The 17,014-nt window shown below is 62.5% G+C and carries 18 protein-coding genes; 11 read left to right on the top strand and 7 right to left on the bottom strand.

The window, feature by feature from the left end; genetic code table 11:
- The first annotated feature begins 8 nt into the window (after window positions 1-8).
- On the top strand, window positions 9-170 hold the full coding sequence (locus tag ACYCTF_RS12095) for a transposase (protein ID WP_461284948.1): 162 nt from the start codon (window positions 9-11) through the stop codon (window positions 168-170).
- 429 nt (window positions 171-599) lie between these two features.
- On the opposite strand, the gene ACYCTF_RS12090 is transcribed toward ACYCTF_RS12095, so the two are convergent.
- The 4 genes from ACYCTF_RS12090 to ACYCTF_RS12075 form a co-directional block, all read right to left on the bottom strand.
- The gene (locus ACYCTF_RS12090; protein WP_461282129.1) at window positions 600-2,306 is read right to left on the bottom strand and encodes an IS1634 family transposase; all 1,707 of its coding nucleotides are present in this window, start codon (window positions 2,304-2,306) and stop codon (window positions 600-602) included.
- A gap of 356 nt (window positions 2,307-2,662) precedes the next feature.
- A complete protein-coding gene (fnr, locus tag ACYCTF_RS12085) occupies window positions 2,663-3,397 on the bottom strand; it encodes a fumarate/nitrate reduction transcriptional regulator Fnr (protein WP_461282128.1) in 735 nt (244 codons plus the stop codon).
- A 564-nt stretch (window positions 3,398-3,961) separates the two neighbouring features.
- On the bottom strand, window positions 3,962-4,468 hold the full coding sequence (locus tag ACYCTF_RS12080) for a hypothetical protein (protein ID WP_461282127.1): 507 nt from the start codon (window positions 4,466-4,468) through the stop codon (window positions 3,962-3,964).
- 53 nt (window positions 4,469-4,521) lie between these two features.
- A complete protein-coding gene (locus ACYCTF_RS12075) occupies window positions 4,522-5,151 on the bottom strand; it encodes a MarR family winged helix-turn-helix transcriptional regulator (RefSeq protein ID WP_461282126.1) in 630 nt (209 codons plus the stop codon).
- Window positions 5,152-5,346: 195 nt separating this feature from the next.
- Here ACYCTF_RS12075 and ACYCTF_RS12070 point away from each other — a divergent pair, with 195 nt between their 5' ends.
- Genes ACYCTF_RS12070 through ACYCTF_RS12050 form a run of 5 tightly spaced genes read left to right on the top strand, consistent with a single transcriptional unit; the run spans window position 5,347 to window position 8,973 of the window.
- On the top strand, window positions 5,347-5,778 hold the full coding sequence (locus tag ACYCTF_RS12070) for a hemerythrin domain-containing protein (RefSeq protein WP_461282125.1): 432 nt from the start codon (window positions 5,347-5,349) through the stop codon (window positions 5,776-5,778).
- A complete protein-coding gene (locus tag ACYCTF_RS12065) occupies window positions 5,771-6,013 on the top strand; it encodes a DUF2249 domain-containing protein (protein WP_461282124.1) in 243 nt (80 codons plus the stop codon). The genes ACYCTF_RS12070 and ACYCTF_RS12065 overlap by 8 nt, the downstream gene beginning before the upstream one ends.
- Complete coding sequence (locus ACYCTF_RS12060) at window positions 6,010-7,299, top strand: hypothetical protein (RefSeq protein ID WP_461284947.1); 1,290 nt, start codon at window positions 6,010-6,012, stop codon at window positions 7,297-7,299. Before ACYCTF_RS12065 ends, ACYCTF_RS12060 begins: the two co-directional genes overlap by 4 nt.
- Window positions 7,286-8,491, top strand: a complete 1,206-nt coding sequence (locus ACYCTF_RS12055) for an NnrS family protein (RefSeq protein WP_461282122.1) — start codon at window positions 7,286-7,288, stop codon at window positions 8,489-8,491. Before ACYCTF_RS12060 ends, ACYCTF_RS12055 begins: the two co-directional genes overlap by 14 nt.
- Window positions 8,488-8,973 (top strand): hypothetical protein, encoded by a 486-nt coding sequence (locus tag ACYCTF_RS12050; RefSeq protein WP_461284946.1) that lies wholly within the window; start codon window positions 8,488-8,490, stop codon window positions 8,971-8,973. Before ACYCTF_RS12055 ends, ACYCTF_RS12050 begins: the two co-directional genes overlap by 4 nt.
- Before the next feature lie 112 nt (window positions 8,974-9,085).
- Here the strand turns inward: ACYCTF_RS12050 and ACYCTF_RS12045 are convergent, their stop codons facing one another.
- From ACYCTF_RS12045 to ACYCTF_RS12035, 3 genes are read right to left on the bottom strand one after another with little or no spacing between them, the layout of a single operon-like run.
- Window positions 9,086-9,751, bottom strand: a complete 666-nt coding sequence (locus ACYCTF_RS12045; RefSeq protein WP_461282120.1) for an anaerobic ribonucleoside-triphosphate reductase activating protein — start codon at window positions 9,749-9,751, stop codon at window positions 9,086-9,088.
- 20 nt (window positions 9,752-9,771) lie between these two features.
- Window positions 9,772-9,951 carry an anaerobic ribonucleoside-triphosphate reductase gene (gene nrdD, locus ACYCTF_RS12040; RefSeq protein WP_461282138.1) on the bottom strand — a complete coding sequence of 60 codons (180 nt, stop codon included), beginning with the start codon at window positions 9,949-9,951 and terminating at the stop codon, window positions 9,772-9,774.
- A 13-nt stretch (window positions 9,952-9,964) separates the two neighbouring features.
- Window positions 9,965-11,965 (bottom strand): ribonucleoside triphosphate reductase, encoded by a 2,001-nt coding sequence (locus ACYCTF_RS12035; RefSeq protein ID WP_461282119.1) that lies wholly within the window; start codon window positions 11,963-11,965, stop codon window positions 9,965-9,967.
- 146 nt (window positions 11,966-12,111) lie between these two features.
- Between ACYCTF_RS12035 and ACYCTF_RS12030 the strand changes: the two genes are divergently transcribed.
- From ACYCTF_RS12030 to ACYCTF_RS12010, 5 genes are all read left to right on the top strand, one after another.
- Window positions 12,112-12,780 carry a TatD family nuclease-associated radical SAM protein gene (locus tag ACYCTF_RS12030; RefSeq protein WP_461282118.1) on the top strand — a complete coding sequence of 223 codons (669 nt, stop codon included), beginning with the start codon at window positions 12,112-12,114 and terminating at the stop codon, window positions 12,778-12,780.
- Complete coding sequence (gene mnmL, locus ACYCTF_RS12025) at window positions 12,755-13,687, top strand: tRNA modification radical SAM protein MnmL/YtqA (protein WP_461282117.1); 933 nt, start codon at window positions 12,755-12,757, stop codon at window positions 13,685-13,687. Before ACYCTF_RS12030 ends, mnmL begins: the two co-directional genes overlap by 26 nt.
- Window positions 13,681-14,688 (top strand): ubiquinone anaerobic biosynthesis protein UbiU, encoded by a 1,008-nt coding sequence (gene ubiU, locus ACYCTF_RS12020; RefSeq protein WP_461282116.1) that lies wholly within the window; start codon window positions 13,681-13,683, stop codon window positions 14,686-14,688. The genes mnmL and ubiU overlap by 7 nt, the downstream gene beginning before the upstream one ends.
- A complete protein-coding gene (ubiV, locus tag ACYCTF_RS12015) occupies window positions 14,685-15,569 on the top strand; it encodes a ubiquinone anaerobic biosynthesis protein UbiV (RefSeq protein ID WP_461282115.1) in 885 nt (294 codons plus the stop codon). The genes ubiU and ubiV overlap by 4 nt, the downstream gene beginning before the upstream one ends.
- Window positions 15,566-17,014: lipoate--protein ligase family protein (locus tag ACYCTF_RS12010; RefSeq protein ID WP_461284945.1), on the top strand; the 1,449-nt coding region annotated here is incomplete at its 3' end. The genes ubiV and ACYCTF_RS12010, both read left to right, overlap by 4 nt.

Here is a 17,014-nt window from a genome sequence, read left to right as displayed (position 1 = left end):
TTGGCCTACTGAAAGGCTATACGTCGAGGAAATTGCGGGAGCAGTTTCCACAACTCAAAAAGGTATGTGGCCGTGAGCAGCTTTGGACGCAAGCATACTATGTAGGAACTGCTGGAAGTGTGTCCGCAGAGGTTGTTCGTCGATACATACAGGAGTGCCAGGGCCAATAGGCACTCTCATCCCAATCCCCTAAAGGGGATGGGAATTCCCGCGCCATTCTTTAAAACCTTGCGCGGATACCGGGATAGGGTATTCGGCGAATCAGGCGACTGGAGTATGCCTTTGAGATTCTTCACGAGCCCAGAGACCCGCGCTCTGGGCGGCCCGTTTACGAGCCGGGTAACAAGGGCTGTCCTCGGGTTGCATGCTCCCAGCTCAGTGTGGCGCTCGTGGGGGCTGGGGCCCCAGCAGCTCAGTCATCTCGGCCTCCAGGACCTCCTGGAACGCTTCTTTCGTCAACGACTTCCGAGATCCCGGTCTTCCGTCACTAAGGCTTTGAGGTCGAGCGCGTTAGCGCTAGGCTGAAGTTCCACCGAGCACCAATCAGTTTTTCCTTATATTTCAATCCGGTAGCCTGAAAACAGAGTTCCGGCTGCTGTCTACATTGGGGTGGTTTCGATCAGTTCGTAGGCCCGCTTTTGGGCGGCGTTGGGAATAGTGAGAACCGGGAAGGTCGACCACTCTCCGTCCGTATGCGGCACACGACAAGTATTACGCACCACGGTGGCGAGATCTGCCAGCAAGGTCTGGAAGCTGTGCATGGGTGTCCCATCGTCTTGTCGGTGTTGGGAGGCCTTTCTCTTTGCCGCTCTTGAGCGTTGGGCCGGGGCTACGGGATCGCGGGTCTCTTTGGCCTCCTGATCCTCGTCGGTAAACATCAGCTCCCGCCAGGCCGCGCGCATGTGCCACTCGACATAGTAGGCGAGCATACAGAGGAAGATGTGGGCTTTCACTCTGTCAGCTAAGCGGTGATGGATCGGTCGTATTTTGAGATCCAGGGTTTTCAGGGACCGAAAGGCACGCTCGACCTGGGCCAAGGACTTGTAGCGACGCACACAGGTCGCGGCATCCATCAGTGTCGTCGGAACCGAGGTGCGGATGATGTATATCCCATCAAGGGCCGCCTCTGCGGCAATGTCTGCGGTCTTACGGGTAAAAGAGAACGCGGTGTCCTGAATGTCCAAGGTGAAGTGTTTGGCCATCTTATAGCGGTTCACGATCTGGCCCACCTTCAGGCCGATGTGATCTCGCCCTGTCAGGCGTCCGGCTGCGACACGGATTTGAATCTTTCGGAGGCTCTCTTCGGTGGCCACCAGGAGGTCTTCGCGCTTATGGCCGCGCAGTTTCCGCAACTCGGGATTGCGACAGGCGAATAAGCGTTCTCCCGGATAGTCGGGGTGAGAGAGCTCTAGCAGGTGGCGCTCGTCGAAGAGATCAGGTTGCAGGGTTTTGTCTTCGACCAAAGCCCGAATCGAGACGCCCCTCAGCGCCGTGATCCAGTCAATTCCCTCTTGTTCGCGGATGGCGCCGATTGCACTCGCGAGATTCATGCCGCGGTCGCCGACCATCACGAACTGCTCGATACTGAAGTCGGTCTTCAAGCGTTGGATCTCCGGCATCAAGGTCGTCGGATCGGCCACGTTGCCCTCATGCACGGAGATCGCCACCGGACAGCCCCGGCCATCGGTCATCAACCCATACTCGACCTGTAGGGTCCCGTGCTTGCCATCGCGGCTATAGCCACGCTTCGCCAAGGGACATGTGCTGCCTTCGAAATAACTGGAAGAGAGATCGTAGAGCACGAGACCGCCTTCGGTGAGATGGCGCGTGGCCAACTTCTTCTGGATGCGGTCCTGGCGCGCCAGCAGCCAGTCCATGGCGGCATAGCAGTCGTTCTCGGAGGCCTGGGTCACGCCGAAGTCCTCAGCCAAGGTCGTGGTGTGCCACCAACGGGTGGTGGCGAGCTTTGTGTGCGGGGCGAGAATGCGCGCGGCCACCATCGCCACGATCAGATCGCGTTCGGGTGCAGGCCGGGACGCGATCAATGAGGCGAACCCTAAGCGCTGCATCATCAAGGCTACCGCCTGCACATGCCCCTGGGGCCGTGACTCCGTAATCTCAAAACTTTGCGCGACCGGTCGCAGCTCTTCACCACGCAATACGGCCCGGATCGCTTCGATCTGCGCCATCGGCAGGCTCGAGAGATTGGCCAGTGTCCGCTTCTTAACGTTCTTCCCTTCGCGATAGGACTCCCGCAGCAAAATGGTGGGGGTGGCCTTGCGATTGGGTACGATATCGATATGCATGGGTTAATAATACACACATTAAACAATAATGCAAGTAAATTAGTTGATATTTACATGGCTACATTATGACACATAAAAAGAGGCCAAATACGCTCTTACCGCTTCATTTTGTTCAGGTTTTATCGTTTTAAGAGAGAAATTATCGGGGGAACTTCAGGCTAGGCTTTATTGCGGTGAAGGTATGGCCCCTCCTGCAGGACACAGGCTTGGCGATAACAAGCCCCCTCATACCATGCCACTTCCGCAGCCTAAGAATGGGCACATTAAGAATGGGCACAAAAAGACGCGCACCCCCGCGAAGTAGCACCGTCGTGCCGCGGGCGATTCGTTCCGATAGGGGCTCGACGTGCGTCGACTCAGGCTCGCAGGGGGCCTTGGAGGCAGAGGTCCCTCAGGGCTTTGTGTTTGAGAATTTCGGTCTTCCGTCCCTCGGTCGCTATGAGCCCATCATCGCGCAGCCTGGAGAACATGCGGCTCACCGTCTCAAGCTTGAGCCCAAGATAGTTGCCGATCTCTTCGCGCGACATGGGGAGGCGAATGATGGCGCGTGGCTGGCCGCGCGCCTCAAGGCGGTCGGAGAGGTTCAACAGGAAGGCCGCTACCTTGAGTTCGGCGGTCATGGTGCCAAGCACCATCATAAGCCCGTGGTCACTTGCGATCGCGCCGCTTAGGAGCTTATGGAATTGATGTTGCAGGCGAGGAAGGTCGGACAGCAACGCCTCGAGCCTTGTGAAGGGGATCTCGCATACCTCGCTATCCTCGAGCGCCACGGCATTGCCGCGGTGCGCGTCGGTGCTGATGGCGTCGAGACCCATGAGTTCGCCTTCCATAGGAAAGGCTGTGATTTGCTCGTGGCCGCCCGCGCTCACCTCGTAGATCTTGAAAAAACCGGTGCGCACGGCAGCAAGCGACTGCAGCGGATCGCCTGCGCGGAACAGGTGTTGACCGGCAAAGACGCGTCGTCTGCGCTTGACGAGGTCGTCCAGTTTCCCTAACTCTTCGGCGTCTAGCCCAAGGGGCAAACAAATCTCCCGCAGACTGCAGTTCGAACACCGTTGTCTCAGGCTGGCCTCGAAACTCGTAACCGCCATGTGTCGCGTCGTCCTATCGTTGAGGTGGCTTCTGGCGCACGCCAGAAGCCTCTGGCCTACGGACCCTATCTTGTGGTTTATAAGGATATGCTACTTTTGACAGCTATCAAGGCCAATCGCATACGGCACGTAAGTGTACTCCGCGCACTGGGGGCAGGGAACGGTTCGGGGGCGCTTTGTCGAACGATTTACGCCTTTGTGGATAGGGGACCACCGGCCGCCTATCTCTTTGGGGCCAACACGCGGCACCACCCGGCGGATAGCCTAACGGCGCGTCGCGGCTGCAGGGCCGGCGCCCGATTCGGCGTGCTCCTTCCGCACACGAGTCTCGGCGGCGCCGCGGCCCGAAAACGCGGCCTACCGGATGTCGCCCGCCCGTGAGCGCCCCCGCCGCGCGCCAGTGTCCAAAACTCCCCCATGGATCGGCCGCCCGGCGCCCGCACCAAGGCTCAAGCGCAGGTCTCTCTGTTGCATGGCTTGCGCGGCGTTTGGGGCCCATGTTCTCGGGACACGAAGTCTTCACGCCAAGCGACGGTAAGGTTGGTTGTTACGCTGGCGAAAAGATCATAGCGGCCGACGGGGGCGTATGCCCGGTCTCCCGTGGTTTCGGGCGCCTCGATCGTCCGTCACATCCCCCTGCGGTCCGCGCCTGATTCGCAGACCATCGCGGATGTTGAGCGCCATCAGCACAATATTGGTGATCCCGGCACAGATCTCAAGACCTTGGATGGTGGCGAAACGGGCATCGAATCGATTTGCCGACGCCAGGTGGCTCAGATAGAGCGCGCAGGGGACGAGGATCAGGATACCGTTGCCGGCTATGAGCCGCATGCGCGTCATCTTGCGTCCCACGAGGGGGTGCCGATGGCCCCGGGCCAAGCGGTTCCCGGAAAGCCCAGTCACGACGAGCGCGGGAATGAGGATCGCGAGACCAGGAAACACGATCAGCTGCTTGACGAGGGCAATCTGCGGCCGTGCGCCAAGCCGCTCTACGGTCAGCGTCGCTGCGCAGAAGACCGCGACGATCACGGTGGCGAGCAGGGCGGCCGCGAGGTGCAGTCTCTTTCCCATAGTGGCGTCTCTCCTCAATCGGAGCGCGGTCTCCAGCCTGGCCGTCGCCGGGTTCATTTCGGCGGCACCTCGACCTTCGATGGTTGCCCGGTGCGCCTCCTTCCTTTGCGTTCGCGCACACGAGCGCCGGCGGATTCGTTTTCCGGGGGGTGGGCCGCATGGTTGCCTGCGACCGATCGCGTGGCAGGCCACGGTGCATGATCGGTCTGCAGTCGTGCGACAAGCCCCTGTAACAGCTTTAGGAGATGGGTTCTTTGGGTCTGGTCCAGGCCCTGCATCGCCATCTCGTTGACCTCGCTTGCGTACGGCAGCAAGACCTTTTCGAGCGCCTGACCTGCCTCCGTCAAAAAGACTAAGGTCTGGCGGCGGTCGTACGGATTGCGCGTGCGGCGTACCCAGCCGTCGCGCTCCATGCGGTCCAGCGTTCTCACGGTAGTCGCTTCGTCGATTGGAATGCGGTTGCTCAGCGCCTTCTGTGTAAGGCCTTCCTCCTCCCACAGGAACATGAGGAACGGCCACTGCCCAATCGGGACGCCATGGCGCGAGATGCGGTGATGCAGCGAGCGCGCCAAAAGGCGCGCGGCGGCATTGACGAGGTAACCCAGGCTTTCCTCTATGACGAATCGCGCAGTCGTCGCATCGACGGTTTCGATTGGGGCTCGCATCTTCCGGGGTCTGGGCATGGTCTGTCTCCGCACACCTTTTTGGGCGGGTGTACGTAAAACGATAGCATAGCAACTATTGCTATAGCAATATAAGTCCCGCGAGGTCGCCCACCGCCTGCTTTCGGGCTTGTCGGCCGTCTTGACCTAAGGCAATGGCGTAAGGCGGGTGACGGTCCGACAATGATCGCACTACATTTTTGAGGGGAATGAACTGTGTCGAATCAAATCCTGTCGAGTTTCTTGGCGCGTCAGCACCGTGAGCTGGATAGCCTCATGGAGGACGCGGAGAACGCCTGCGGCACACCGCGCGCGCAAGAGGCTCTGCTTGCGTTCAGCGAGGCCATGGAGCATCACCTGGGGATCGAGGAGCGGGTCTTGTTTCCGGAGTTCGGGCGACGCACAGGGCCCGGGGGGCCGCTGGTCGTCATGCGCGAGGAGCATGACGCCATTCGCTCGCTGCTCGCAGAGGGGCGCAGCGGAAGCGGCGTGGAGTGCCGGGCGCTTTTTGATACCCTGACCATCCTCGTATCGCAGCATCACTTGAAGGAGGAGAATGTCCTCTATCCCATGAGCGACAGCCTGCTTGCCGATTGCGCCGATCGTCTGCTTGTAGCCATGAAGGAGGCGCCGATCGTCCATGAGTGAACCCTTCGTCGATGCAAGCGATTTGCTGCCGCCCGAGCCGTTGCAGGTGGCCCTGCAGGCGGCGACCGCCCTGGGTCCCGGAGAGTGCGTGCGGGTGCGTCTGCCTCGCCTGCCCTATCCCCTATTTGGTCTGCTGGCCGAGCGAGGGTATTCCTACGAGTCCGTGGCGGTCCCGCGCGGCGAAGACTGCGTTTACGATGTTGTCATAACACGCGGCCCGGGCGTGAGCTCATGAGCGCGCGCGGCCTCGCCTTTGACGAGGCGCCGCCTCTGGCATCGGTTCTGCGCTCCTTTCTCTGGGCGCCCTGGTTCCTCGTCGCGGCCGGGGCGGTGCTCTTGGCGGCGGGCCCCGGAGCCTTGCAGGACCGCTATACGCCGGCCGTGCTCGCCGCCACCCATCTCGTGACCATAGGGTTTCTGATGCTGATTGCCACCGCCGCCGCGTTTCAGCTGGTGCCGGTGGTGTCCGGCGCCTCGTTCCCGTGCGTGGCGTGCCTCGCGCCTGCCGTCCGCTGGGGCTTCGCCCTGGGGGCGGTCCTTTTGGCGGCCGCCTTTCTTCAGGGGCCACCGCTCCTTTTTGGTCTGGCGGCGGTGCCTCTGGCAATCGCCGTCGGTGCCTTTACCTTATCGGGCGCTTGGGTCTTGTGGCGATTGCCGAAACACAAGACGATGGCGCCCATGTTCTATGCAGTCACGCTGCTTGGCGTCGCCCTGGCCTTCGGTCTTGTTATGGCCGGTGAGCGCGTAGCCGGCGCCCCGGTGTCGGCTACGCTCCTGCGCGCTCATCCTTTGTGGGCGCTCGCGGGCGGCGTCTTCGTGTTGTGGGCGGCGGTCGCCGCGCAGGTTCTGCCCATGTTTCAAGGTGCCAGGTCTTGGTCGCCGCGTGTCTCTTTCGTTCTGGGACCGCTCGTCTCGGCTCTGCTGTTCGCGACCCTCATCGCCCGAGCATGGCCGGTTCCTGCCGTCGAGAGTGCCCTTCGCGTCGTCTTGGCGGCGGTCGTTGTCGCTTATGCGGGGCTCCTCGGCCAACGCCTCTGGACGCGCGGCCGTAGGCGTTGTGACGCCATGACGTTCTTTTGGTATATCGGCTTGGTGAGCCTGATCGCGTCAGCCGTGGTGGGCGCGTTTATGGCGGTGGGCCTTCTTTCCGGTCTCAAGTGGCCGCTCGCTTATGGTCTACTGGCCCTCATGGGGGCTGCCGCCTCCCTGATGAGTGGCATGCTCTACAAGATCGTTCCCTTTCTCGTGTGGCTCCATCTTCAGCGACGCCCCGGACATCCCACCGTCCTTATGACGTCCGCCATCAGCGAGCGGTCTATGCGCGTCCACGCCGCCTTGCATCTGGCCACCATAGGATTCAGTCTTGCGGCGATCGCGTGGCCGCAGGCCCTTTGCGAGGGCGCCGCGCTTTTGTGGATCGCGGACGGAGCCCTGTTCGGCGCCAATCTCTTCACCGCGCACATCTTTTACCAGCGCGTTTCTCGCGCCTCCACTGGAGGCCTGTCCTGTGCGGCTCTTTGATGCCCCCCACATCGCCTATTTTCTGGGTGGCCTCGTGCAGGTCTTGTTGGCCTTGATCCTATGGGCGCTGTGGCTCATGGGGGCGTTTGCCGGCGCCTATCCGCTCCCCACTCTCCCTGTGTCGCCGGTTGCTCTGCATGGCTTCCTGATGCTGTACGGGGTCTTCCCGTTTTTCGTGTTCGGTTTTCTGGCCACCACCTTTCCCCGATGGATGCAGACCGCCCCGGTTGCGCGTCGCGCCTACCGCGATGCCTTCGCCGTGCGGGTCGCGGGCCTCGTGCTCGTGTACGCGGGCCTCCTTTTGGGCGATCGGGCGATCGTTCTTGGCGCCGTCCTCATGGCCTTGGGCGATGCGCGCCTTGTCGCCGCGCTCATCGGCGTTTATCGCCGCGCGCGCAAACCGGCGCGCCAGGGTGTATGGGTCTTCACCGTGACGCTGACGGCGGAGGTCGTGGGGCTTGCGCTTTACGCGGCTGCCCTTTGGCGCGGCTCGCCGATCCCCTTCGCGATCCCGATCCGGGTTGGCCTCTTTGTCTTCCTGCTACCCACCCTCTTTGGGGTGAGTTATCGCATGATCCCGTTTTTTACAGCCTCGGTGCTTGCAGACTATAAGCGTCCACCGGCCGATCCCAGGATCCCGCCAGGTTTCCTCGCCGCCACGAGCGCCCATGCCCTCATGGCAAGCCTCGCTTGGCGCGCCCCGCTCATCTTTCTGGATGCCGCGATAGCGGCGGCGGCCTGGTATTTCCTGACGCTCTGGTTTCGGCGCGATGTCGTGCGCCACGGGCTCTTGCTCTTGCTCTACGCGGGCTACGCCTGGCTCGGGGTGGGCTTCGTCCTGTACGCCCTAGGTGATGCCGGCTTGGTCGCCGGCCATCCGCATCTGGGCCGCGGCCCCTTGCATGCCCTCGCCATCGGTTTTGCGATGAGCTTGATCGTGGCTATGGCTACCCGTGTCACGCGCGGCCACTCGGGACGCGGGCTTTCGAGCGATCTCTTGAGCTGGGTTGCACTGCTGGGCATAGAGGTCGCGGCGATCCTGAGGGTTGCCTCCGACGTTCCGATGCTGGAGCGGCTTGCCCCTTATGATCTGAGCGTATTCGCGGCCCCCATCGCCATTCTGGCCTTGTTGCCCTGGGCGGCGCGCTACGCAGTCATGCTCGCCACCACCACCCGACCGCCCGCGCCATGATCACCATGGCCCGTTTCCCGATGTTCCCCGCGCTCCTGGCCCTGCACGTTCTGTCTGTGGTCGCATGGGTGGGTGGCATGGGTTTCGTCACTACGGTCGTGCTCCCGGCCTTGGCGCGATTGCCAGCCGCCGACCGCATCCCGGCATTCCTCGAGATCGAGCGCCGATTCGGTTTCCAGGCACGGATCTGGGTCTTGGTCGCCGGCGCCACAGGTGGTGCGATGTTGGCGCGATTGCCTCTCTTGGCCCTCGTCGGCACGTCGCACGGTCTGTGGGTCGATGGCATGATCGCGTTCTGGGCGTTTTTTATGGTGCTACTCTTCGTGCTGGAGCCGCTGTTCTTGCATAGGCGCTTGCGCGAACGTGGGGCGCGCGATGGCGAGGCGACCCGGCGCCTGTTGTTGCGGGGCCACATGGTTCTGCTTGCGATCGCCATCTTGGTGGTGGTGGGCGCCGTTCTTGGCGCACAGGGCGTCAGTTGACCCGCGACATCCGCCTCGCCCCGGTACGCCGTTCGGCCCGTGGCCATAGGCCATTCGGTCTGCGGTGCGCGGCCCGCGATGCCATGATGGCGACGCTGGCCATGCCTTTGGATCAGTGGCCGGGTAGCACTACTGTCGGCATGATGGCACGCAGCGCCTTTTCGAGGGCGGGTGTAAGCCAGGGGCGATAGGCCGCCGACAGTTCCGGATCCGGGCAGCCGGTGGGGCGAAAGCTCTTCAAGGTCACCGAGCGTGCGCCCATGGCCACAAGTTCCGCCACCATGGTCAGGAGATCCGTGTCCGACAGCAGGGCCGGATGGACGGTTGTGCGCAGCTCGTGAGGTTTTCCGCTTTGCAGCAGTATCTCCATCGACGCGCGCGCCGCTTCGCCGCTCCCTTTTCGTGCCGTGATGGCATCGTATTTCGAGAACGGCCCCTTCACGTCAAGCCCGACCCAATCGACATATCCGAGAAGATTCTCAAAGCGTCGCGGAGATACGCCCGCGGTGTGCAGGGCCGTCGCGAAACCGAGCAGGCGTGCTTCGATCAGCGCCTCGCGAACCGCAGTGGCTTGTGCCAGGGGCTCGCCGCCGCTCATGACGACAGCATCCAGAAGGCCCACGCGGCTTTCGAGAAACGCCCGCGCGGCCGCCCACGAAAGGCCGGTCTGACTCTCCCAGAGGTGACTATTGTGGCAGTAGGGGCAACGCCAAGGGCAGCCGCCGACGAACAAGACGGCGGCCTGATGCCCCGGGTAATCGACGCTACTCCAGGGCACAAGGCCGCCTAGTCCTAAGGCTAGGTCGACAGCCGGCTTTCCACGAAGAACTTCCGCTCGTAGTGCTCGCCCTTCTTGCCCTCGTTGAACGACGCCACAGGTCGATGGTAGCCCATGACCCTTGTCCACACTTCGCATGGCTGACGCTCCTCGGGGCGCAGACCGCCCCACTCTTCCTTATCTTCTTGCGTTGCGTTCATCATTGTCTCCTCCTCACTCGGCTTGCGCCAAAGTCCGTCGCCGGGCCCACGCTTCTTCGTCGCAGATCGGGCAAAAGGGGTGCTCGCCCGCGAGATAACCGTGACGCGGGCAGATAGAAAATGTCGGCGTGATCGTGATGTAGGGGAGCCGAAAGCGCCCCAAAGCCCGTCGCACCAAATCACGAGCGACCGATGCGCTCGATAGGCGCTCGTTCAGGTAGAGATGCAATACCGTCCCCCCTGTGTAGCGCCTCTGCAGGTCTTCCTGACGTTCCAGCGCCTCGAAGGGATCGTCCGTGAATCCCGCCGGCAACTGGGACGAATTGGTATAGTAGGGGCGCTCGGTGGTCCCGGCCTGGCAGATGCCTGGAAAGCGTTTGCGGTCGGCGCGCGCGAATCGGTATGTGGCGCCCTCGGCCGGCGACGCCTCGAGGTTATAGAGGTGTCCCGTCTGCTCCTGAAATTCCGTGAGCCGCCCGCGCATATGATCGAGTAGGCGGCATGCCATGGCGTGACCTTGCGGTGCCGTGATGTCGGCCTCCTCGGCCGTGAAGTTGCGCACCATCTCGTTGATTCCATTGATGCCTATCGTCGAGAAGTGGTTGCGCAGCGTGCCCAGATAGCGCTTCGTGTAGGGGAATAGCCCTTGGTCCATATAGGTCTGTATGGTCTTGCGCTTGATCTCGAGGCTTGTGCGTGCAAGTTCGAGGAGTTGGTCGAGATTGCGGAAAAGACCGACCTCATCACCCCTGTGCAGATAACCTAAGCGGGCGCAATTGATGGTGACGACCCCAAGCGACCCTGTCTGTTCCGCCGACCCAAAGAGGCCGTTCCCTCTCTTTAGGAGCTCTGTCAGGTCCAGCTGCAGGCGACAACACATGGACCGCACCATGTGCGGCTTGAGGTCGGAGTTCAGGAAATTCTGGAAATACGGAAGGCCGTATTTCGCGGTAAGGGAGAAGAGCCGTTCCGCGTTTTCCCCCTCCCACTCGAAGTCAGGGGTGATGTTGTAGGTCGGTATCGGGAAGGTGAAGACCCGGCCCTTGGCGTCCCCTGTTTCCATAACCTCGAGGTAGGCCTTGTTGATCATAGCCATTTCGGGCGCGAGGTCACCATAGGTAAAGGGCATCTCTTCGCCCCCTATGAGGGGCACCTGATCGCGTAGATCCGCGGGACAGGTCCAGTCGAACGTCAGGTTTGTGAATGGTGTTTGCGTGCCCCAGCGCGACGGGATGTTGAGGTTGTATATAAGCTCCTGGATGCACTGCAGGACGTCTTCATAGCGCATGTGATCTTTGCGCACGAACGGCGCGAGATAGGTGTCGAAGGAGCTGAAGGCCTGCGCCCCGGCCCATTCGTTCTGCAGTGTCCCGAGGAAGTTCACGATCTGACCCACGGCGCTCGAGAGGTGTTTCGGGGGGTTCGCCTCGACCTTGTTCGCGACCCCGTTCAGCCCTTCCGTGAGCAATGTGCGCAGTGACCAGCCTGCGCAATAGCCTGACAGCATGTCGAGATCGTGGATGTGCAGGGCGCCGTCGCGATGGGCCTCGCCCACCTCTTTTGGGTAGACGTGATTCAGCCAGAAGTTCGCGACCATTTTGCCGGAGACGCTCAGTATCAGCCCGCCTAGGGAGTAGCCCTGGTTGGCATTGGCCTGCACGCGCCAGTCGCGACGGTCGAGGTACTCGGTGATGGCCTCTTCGACTTCGACGCGCACCTTGCCTTGTTCGCGGGTCAGACGGCGTTTTTCCCGATAGACGATATAGGCACGGGCGGTGCGTCTATGACCGTGCGCGAGCAGGTTATCCTCTACGAGGTCCTGGATGGTTTCGACATCTGGACTACCGGCGGGCGCGCGCGCACCCACCTGCTCGGTCATGAGGGCCGCTTCGTCGGGTCCATACTCGCCCGTGGCGAGCCCGGCGCGCAAGAGTGCATAGTAGATTTTGCGATCATCGAAGGGTACGACGCGACCGTCGCGTTTGCGTACGCTATCAGGGTATGAGACGGCCATGACTACCCTACTCCTTGTTGTTTTAGGACTCTACCAATACAACTCCTTGCGATGTCGCCTCTTGATATCCATCAAGCTTAAGGGGTGTTTCTGTGCGTAGACTCGCAGCCTCGGTTCCATGATTACGAGCGCGGGGGTGCGGGCGCATGGCGGGGGTGGTGGCCTACAAGGATGGCATTGGACGTCCGTCGCCGGTGGTCGCGGCCTACCGTCTGCGCGACGGGGTCTATCTCAACCTCACGAATCGCTGTACCTTGCGCTGCCGGTTTTGCCCCAAGTTTCACGGTCTGTGGACGGTTGCGGATGCGCGACTGCGCCTTCGGGTCATAGATGAGCCCTCGAGCACGGCCTTGGTGCAGGCGGCGCTGGAGGCGGGCCCCTGCGCTGAGTATGTCTTCTGCGGTCTGGGAGAGCCTACGACGCGATGGCCGGAGTTGCTCGCAGTGTCCACGGCGTTGCGCGCGACGGGTACGCCGATCCGGCTCAATACCGACGGCCTGGCAAGTCTCGTACACGGTCGCGACGTGGTCCCCGAGCTTAAAGGGCTCATAGACCATGTCTCGATTTCTCTCAACGCCGCTGATGAGACGACCTATGAGCGCCTCTGCCGCCCTGGTCGCCCCGGCAGCTACGCAGCTATGTTGGCGTTTGCCGCCCGTTGTCAAATGTACGTCCCACGCGTCACGTTGACTGCCATAGAAAGCTTGCCGGGCGTCGATATAGACGCCTGTGCGCGCATCGCCGGCGATCTGCGCGTGGGTTTCCGCGCGCGCCCACTGGAGTCGACCGATGGCCGTTCTTTCCGAGTTCGTTGAGACCTTCGGGCAGCAGCTTCTCCGTGAATTCGGCGAGCGCGTCCATAAGGTGACCGTGGACGCGGGCTTCACCTGCCCCAATCGCGATGGCTCGCGGGGGCGCGGGGGCTGTACCTTCTGCAACAACAAAACGTTCCATCCCGCCGTCCAGGCTCGAAGTATAGGCGACCAGGTGTGCGAAGGCATGCGCTGTGTCCGGCGTCGTACCCGCGCGCGGAAAGTCATCGCCTATTTCCAGACCTACACGAACACCTATGGCCCCTTGTCGCGCCTGAGCGCGGCTTATGAGGAGGCCCTGGCAGTGCCGGGGGTCGTCGGCCTGAGTGTGGGCACGCGCCCCGACTGCCTATCGGAAGAGGCGGTCGCCTTGATCGCCTCGTATCGCGACCGGGGGTTTTTGGTATGGGTGGAGCTCGGCCTGCAATCGAGTTTTGATGAGACGCTCGCGCGCGTTAACCGGGGTCACGGTTATCGCGAGTATCAAGACGCCGTTGCTCTGTTACAGCGTTATGGGATCCCGGTGTGTACCCATCTCATCGTGGGTCTGCCGCAAGAGCACCGTGACCACGCCCTGCGCACGCTCGCTCGCGTGCTGTCCTTGGGCGTCGCCGGCCTCAAGATCCACCCGCTCCACGTCGTGCGCGGTAGTCGTCTCGCACAGGACTTTCGCGCCGGGCAGATCGCGCCTCTCGAACTGTCCACCTATGTCGCTATCGTCGCTGATCTCGTTGAACGCACGCCCCGTCATGTCGTTTTTCATCGCCTCACCGGAACCGCCAAGGCGGCCCTGCTCTTGGCCCCGGACTGGTGTGTTGGGAAGTGGCGCGTATTGAATGCCATCACTGCGGAACTGGCGCGGCGTGGGACCCGCCAGGGGGTTCTGGCCTGCGGGGGGGCCTCATGGTAGCGATCCCCGAGCTCGTGTGTCCGGCCGGGACCTTGGCTGCTCTCGAAGCCGCTATCGACCATGGCGCCGATGCCGTCTATGTGGGACTGCGCAACGAGACCAATGCGCGCAATTTCCCGGGGCTCAACTTCACCTCCGCGGACATCGCGGCGGGCGCGCGTTATGCCCATGATCGCAAACGCAAGGTCTATCTTGCCCTCAATACCTATGCGCAGCCAGGTCGCGTGGCTCTATGGCGACGGACCGCCGACGAGGCAGTCGCCTCCGGGGTCGATGCCGTCATCGCTGCCGATCTCGCGGTGCTGCGCCACTGTGCCCGGCACCATCCCTCGGTGCCGCGTCACCTCTCGGTACAAGGGTCCGCTACCAATGCCGAGTCATTGCGATTTTATGTCGAGAACTTCGGGGTCGTGCGCGCCATTCTTCCGCGCGTGCTGGCCTTGAACCAGGTCCACAAACTTGCCGCCCACGCCCCGCTGGACCTGGAGGTCTTCGCATTTGGTGGCCTCTGCGTCATGGTCGAGGGGCGCTGTGCCTTGTCGTCTTATGCAACCGGGGTATCACCCAACACCTGCGGGGCGTGCTCGCCGGCATCGTCAGTGCGGTGGGAAGAGGAGGGGGGGCGTCGCCGTGTGCGCCTGAATGGCATATTGATCGACGCCTTCGAAAAGACCGAAAAGGCGGGCTACCCCACGATCTGTAAAGGGCGCTTCAAGGTCGACAACCATGTGGCGTACGCCCTCGAAGAGCCGACCAGCCTCAATGTCCTGCCTATCCTGGGGGAACTCGCGCAGATCCCGGTGCGTGCGATCAAGATTGAAGGGCGCCAGAGGTCGCCGTCGTATGTCGCGCGCGTGACCACAGTCATGCGTGCGGCCCTGGACGCATGTGCGCGCGACCCGCAAGGGTTCACTGTCCGTCCCGAATGGGCGGAGGCTTTGACAGCCCTATCCGAAGGTCGGCAACAGACCTTGGGCGCTTTCCATAGGCCTTGGCGATGAGGCTTGCGCTCGCGCCCATACCGTTTTTCTGGTCACGGGAGGCGGTCCTAGCCTTTTATGACGCGATCGCCGATACGGCCATCGATATCGTCTATTTGGGCGAGACGGTTTGCTACAAGCGGCGCAGCCCGGGATTGGCTGACTGGATGGCAATTGCCGAAAAGCTCGCAAGCAGCGGCAAAGAGGTCGTGTTGTCGAGTCTGGTACTCGTCGATGGAGAGGCGGAGCTCAAGGCGACCCGCAGGCTCTGCGACAACGGCCGCTTCCCCATAGAGGCTAATGACATGAGCGCAGTCTCGCTCTCCCGCCATACGCCCTTCGTCGCCGGGGCTACGCTCAACGTCTATAACGAGGATGCCTTGGCGATCCTTGCCGACGCGGGGGCTACGCGCTTCGTGGCCTCCTTGGAGTTGAGCGGCGAGGCCTTGGCGACTTTGCGTGCTGCGGGGCCCCCAGGCATAGAATGCGAGCTCTTGGCTTTTGGTCGCCCGGCGCTCGCCTATTCGGCGCGCTGTTTCAGCGCGCGCAACGCCGATCGCGGCAAGGATCAGTGCGAGTGGGTGTGCGAACGCGAACCGGAGGGCGTACTGGTTCGCACCCAGGAGGATGATGCCTTTCTCACGCTAAACGGTCTGCAGATCCACGCCGCGCACCCCATAAACTATATCGCCGAGATCGATACCATGCGGCGCGCGCGCGTCGATATCCTGCGCATCATGCCGGAGTTACGCGATACGGCCCTTGTGATCGATGCCTTCGAGGGCGTCTTGCAGGGGCGTTATACGGTCGCGGAAGGTCAGAACCGCCTCGCGCCTTTGACCGGCGGGCAGGATGCCAACGGATATTGGCGGGGTGCCGCCGGCCGCAGCCATATCCCATGATGCTGGCCTGGCACGAAGCGCCGCGCCTAGCACCCGACCAATTTGCCGCCTACGAGGCCGGCTTGTGGGCGCGCGCCTTGAATGGCGAGACCGTACTCGGCTTCGTGCGCTTGTCGCGTTGCGCCCTCATCGGGGCCTTTGAGGACCCCGACCGCGCGCTCAGGCTGTCGTATATAGGCGATCGCTTCCCGGTCGTGCGACGACGGACCGGAGGCGGAAGCCTGTCTCTCGACCCCGATACGTTGCTCGTGGCGCTCGCCCTTCCCGTGGGTCGCTACACGGGCGCCGCACCCACGGCCCTCATGTCGGCCCTGTGCGCGCCGTTCATTGCGGCCATTCGCGAGGCCGGAATCGACGCGGTATTCACGGCCCCCAACGACATTGTCATCGCGGGCCGCAAGGTGGCCTGCGCCTTTCTCATACGTCATGACGGGGTGATACTCTTCGAAGCGGCTCTGCCGCTTGCACTCAACGTCGAAGAACTTCTAAAGACCCTGCGTCTGCCTCTGGAGAAGCTCTCCGAGCAAGGGATCCTTGCGGCACGCCAGCGGTTCGCGCCCCTGCGCACGCTCGTTCCGGGCTTGGCCGCAGGGGCCTTGCGCGCCCGAATCACGGCAAAAGTGGCACAAGCGCTTGATCTTCGCGTGCGCCGAGAGCTGCCGCCGGCCCCCGAGCAGGCGGCCGCTGTCACGAAAGACTCCAGGTCGCCACCGGACATAGCCGCCTTTGTGAAGACCCCGGGCGGTGTCCTCTACCTGGACGCATGGCTCGATCCGGGGTCGGTCGTGCGCGAGGCGCGCCTCACCGGCGCCGTGGCCTGTCTCGACCCCGTCCTTTTTTCCAGGCTCGAAGCCTCCCTCGTCGCCACGCACATCGCGCAACTTGAGTCCGCGCTCGCAACGGCTTTGCACGACATAAAGCCCGACATGATCGGCGTGGAGACTGCGGACATTGTCTATTTGGGGCATCTCTGCGCCGCCCGCTACCTCGTCGGCGGTGAGCTCGGTCTCAAGGCGGCAAGCCAGATCACCGCCTTCAGTCCCCACCGTACCGATTCCATTGCTGCCATTCTCGGCTCCATCGATGCAGTACTCCTGCCCTATTGCGCCAAGCCCACCTGGTGCAAGTGGCGCCATCGGGACGGCTGCCCGGAGTGTGGACGCTGTGCCGTGGGAGAGGCCTATGCGCTCGCGCGTAAGCGGCGACTGGCGGTCACGACGATTACCAATTTCGAACATCTGCGCGCGGTCTTGGCCGATCTCAAGATCCGTGGGGCGCGCGCCTTTCTGGGCATCTGTTGCACCGACTTCTTCCTGAAGCGCGATTACGCCTTCGTGGAGGCCGGCATCCCCGCTGTGTTTGTGGATATCGGCGGCGATACATGTTACACGCTGCGCCAGGAGGAAGAGGCCTATGCCGGGCGCTTCGAGGCCCAGGCTTATGTG

This window comes from Acidiferrobacter sp. (assembly GCF_054609335.1).
The sequence above is the reverse complement of the archived record's forward strand: the minus strand, read 5'-3'. Positions and strand labels throughout refer to the sequence as shown.

Excerpts from the sequence above, each read along its gene's own strand:
- ACYCTF_RS12090 (WP_461282129.1), bottom strand. The coding sequence starts at position 2,306 with ATGCATATCGATATCGTACCCAATCGCAAGGCCACCCCCACCATTTTG.
- fnr (WP_461282128.1), bottom strand. The coding sequence starts at position 3,397 with ATGGCGGTTACGAGTTTCGAGGCCAGCCTGAGACAACGGTGTTCGAAC.
- ACYCTF_RS12080 (WP_461282127.1), bottom strand. The coding sequence starts at position 4,468 with ATGGGAAAGAGACTGCACCTCGCGGCCGCCCTGCTCGCCACCGTGATC.
- ACYCTF_RS12075 (WP_461282126.1), bottom strand. The coding sequence starts at position 5,151 with ATGCCCAGACCCCGGAAGATGCGAGCCCCAATCGAAACCGTCGATGCG.
- ACYCTF_RS12065 (WP_461282124.1), top strand. The coding sequence starts at position 5,771 with ATGAGTGAACCCTTCGTCGATGCAAGCGATTTGCTGCCGCCCGAGCCG.
- ACYCTF_RS12060 (WP_461284947.1), top strand. The coding sequence starts at position 6,010 with ATGAGCGCGCGCGGCCTCGCCTTTGACGAGGCGCCGCCTCTGGCATCG.
- ACYCTF_RS12050 (WP_461284946.1), top strand. The coding sequence starts at position 8,488 with ATGATCACCATGGCCCGTTTCCCGATGTTCCCCGCGCTCCTGGCCCTG.
- nrdD (WP_461282138.1), bottom strand. The coding sequence starts at position 9,951 with ATGAACGCAACGCAAGAAGATAAGGAAGAGTGGGGCGGTCTGCGCCCC.
- ACYCTF_RS12035 (WP_461282119.1), bottom strand. The coding sequence starts at position 11,965 with ATGGCCGTCTCATACCCTGATAGCGTACGCAAACGCGACGGTCGCGTC.
- ACYCTF_RS12030 (WP_461282118.1), top strand. The coding sequence starts at position 12,112 with ATGGCGGGGGTGGTGGCCTACAAGGATGGCATTGGACGTCCGTCGCCG.
- mnmL (WP_461282117.1), top strand. The coding sequence starts at position 12,755 with ATGGCCGTTCTTTCCGAGTTCGTTGAGACCTTCGGGCAGCAGCTTCTC.
- ubiU (WP_461282116.1), top strand. The coding sequence starts at position 13,681 with ATGGTAGCGATCCCCGAGCTCGTGTGTCCGGCCGGGACCTTGGCTGCT.
- ubiV (WP_461282115.1), top strand. The coding sequence starts at position 14,685 with ATGAGGCTTGCGCTCGCGCCCATACCGTTTTTCTGGTCACGGGAGGCG.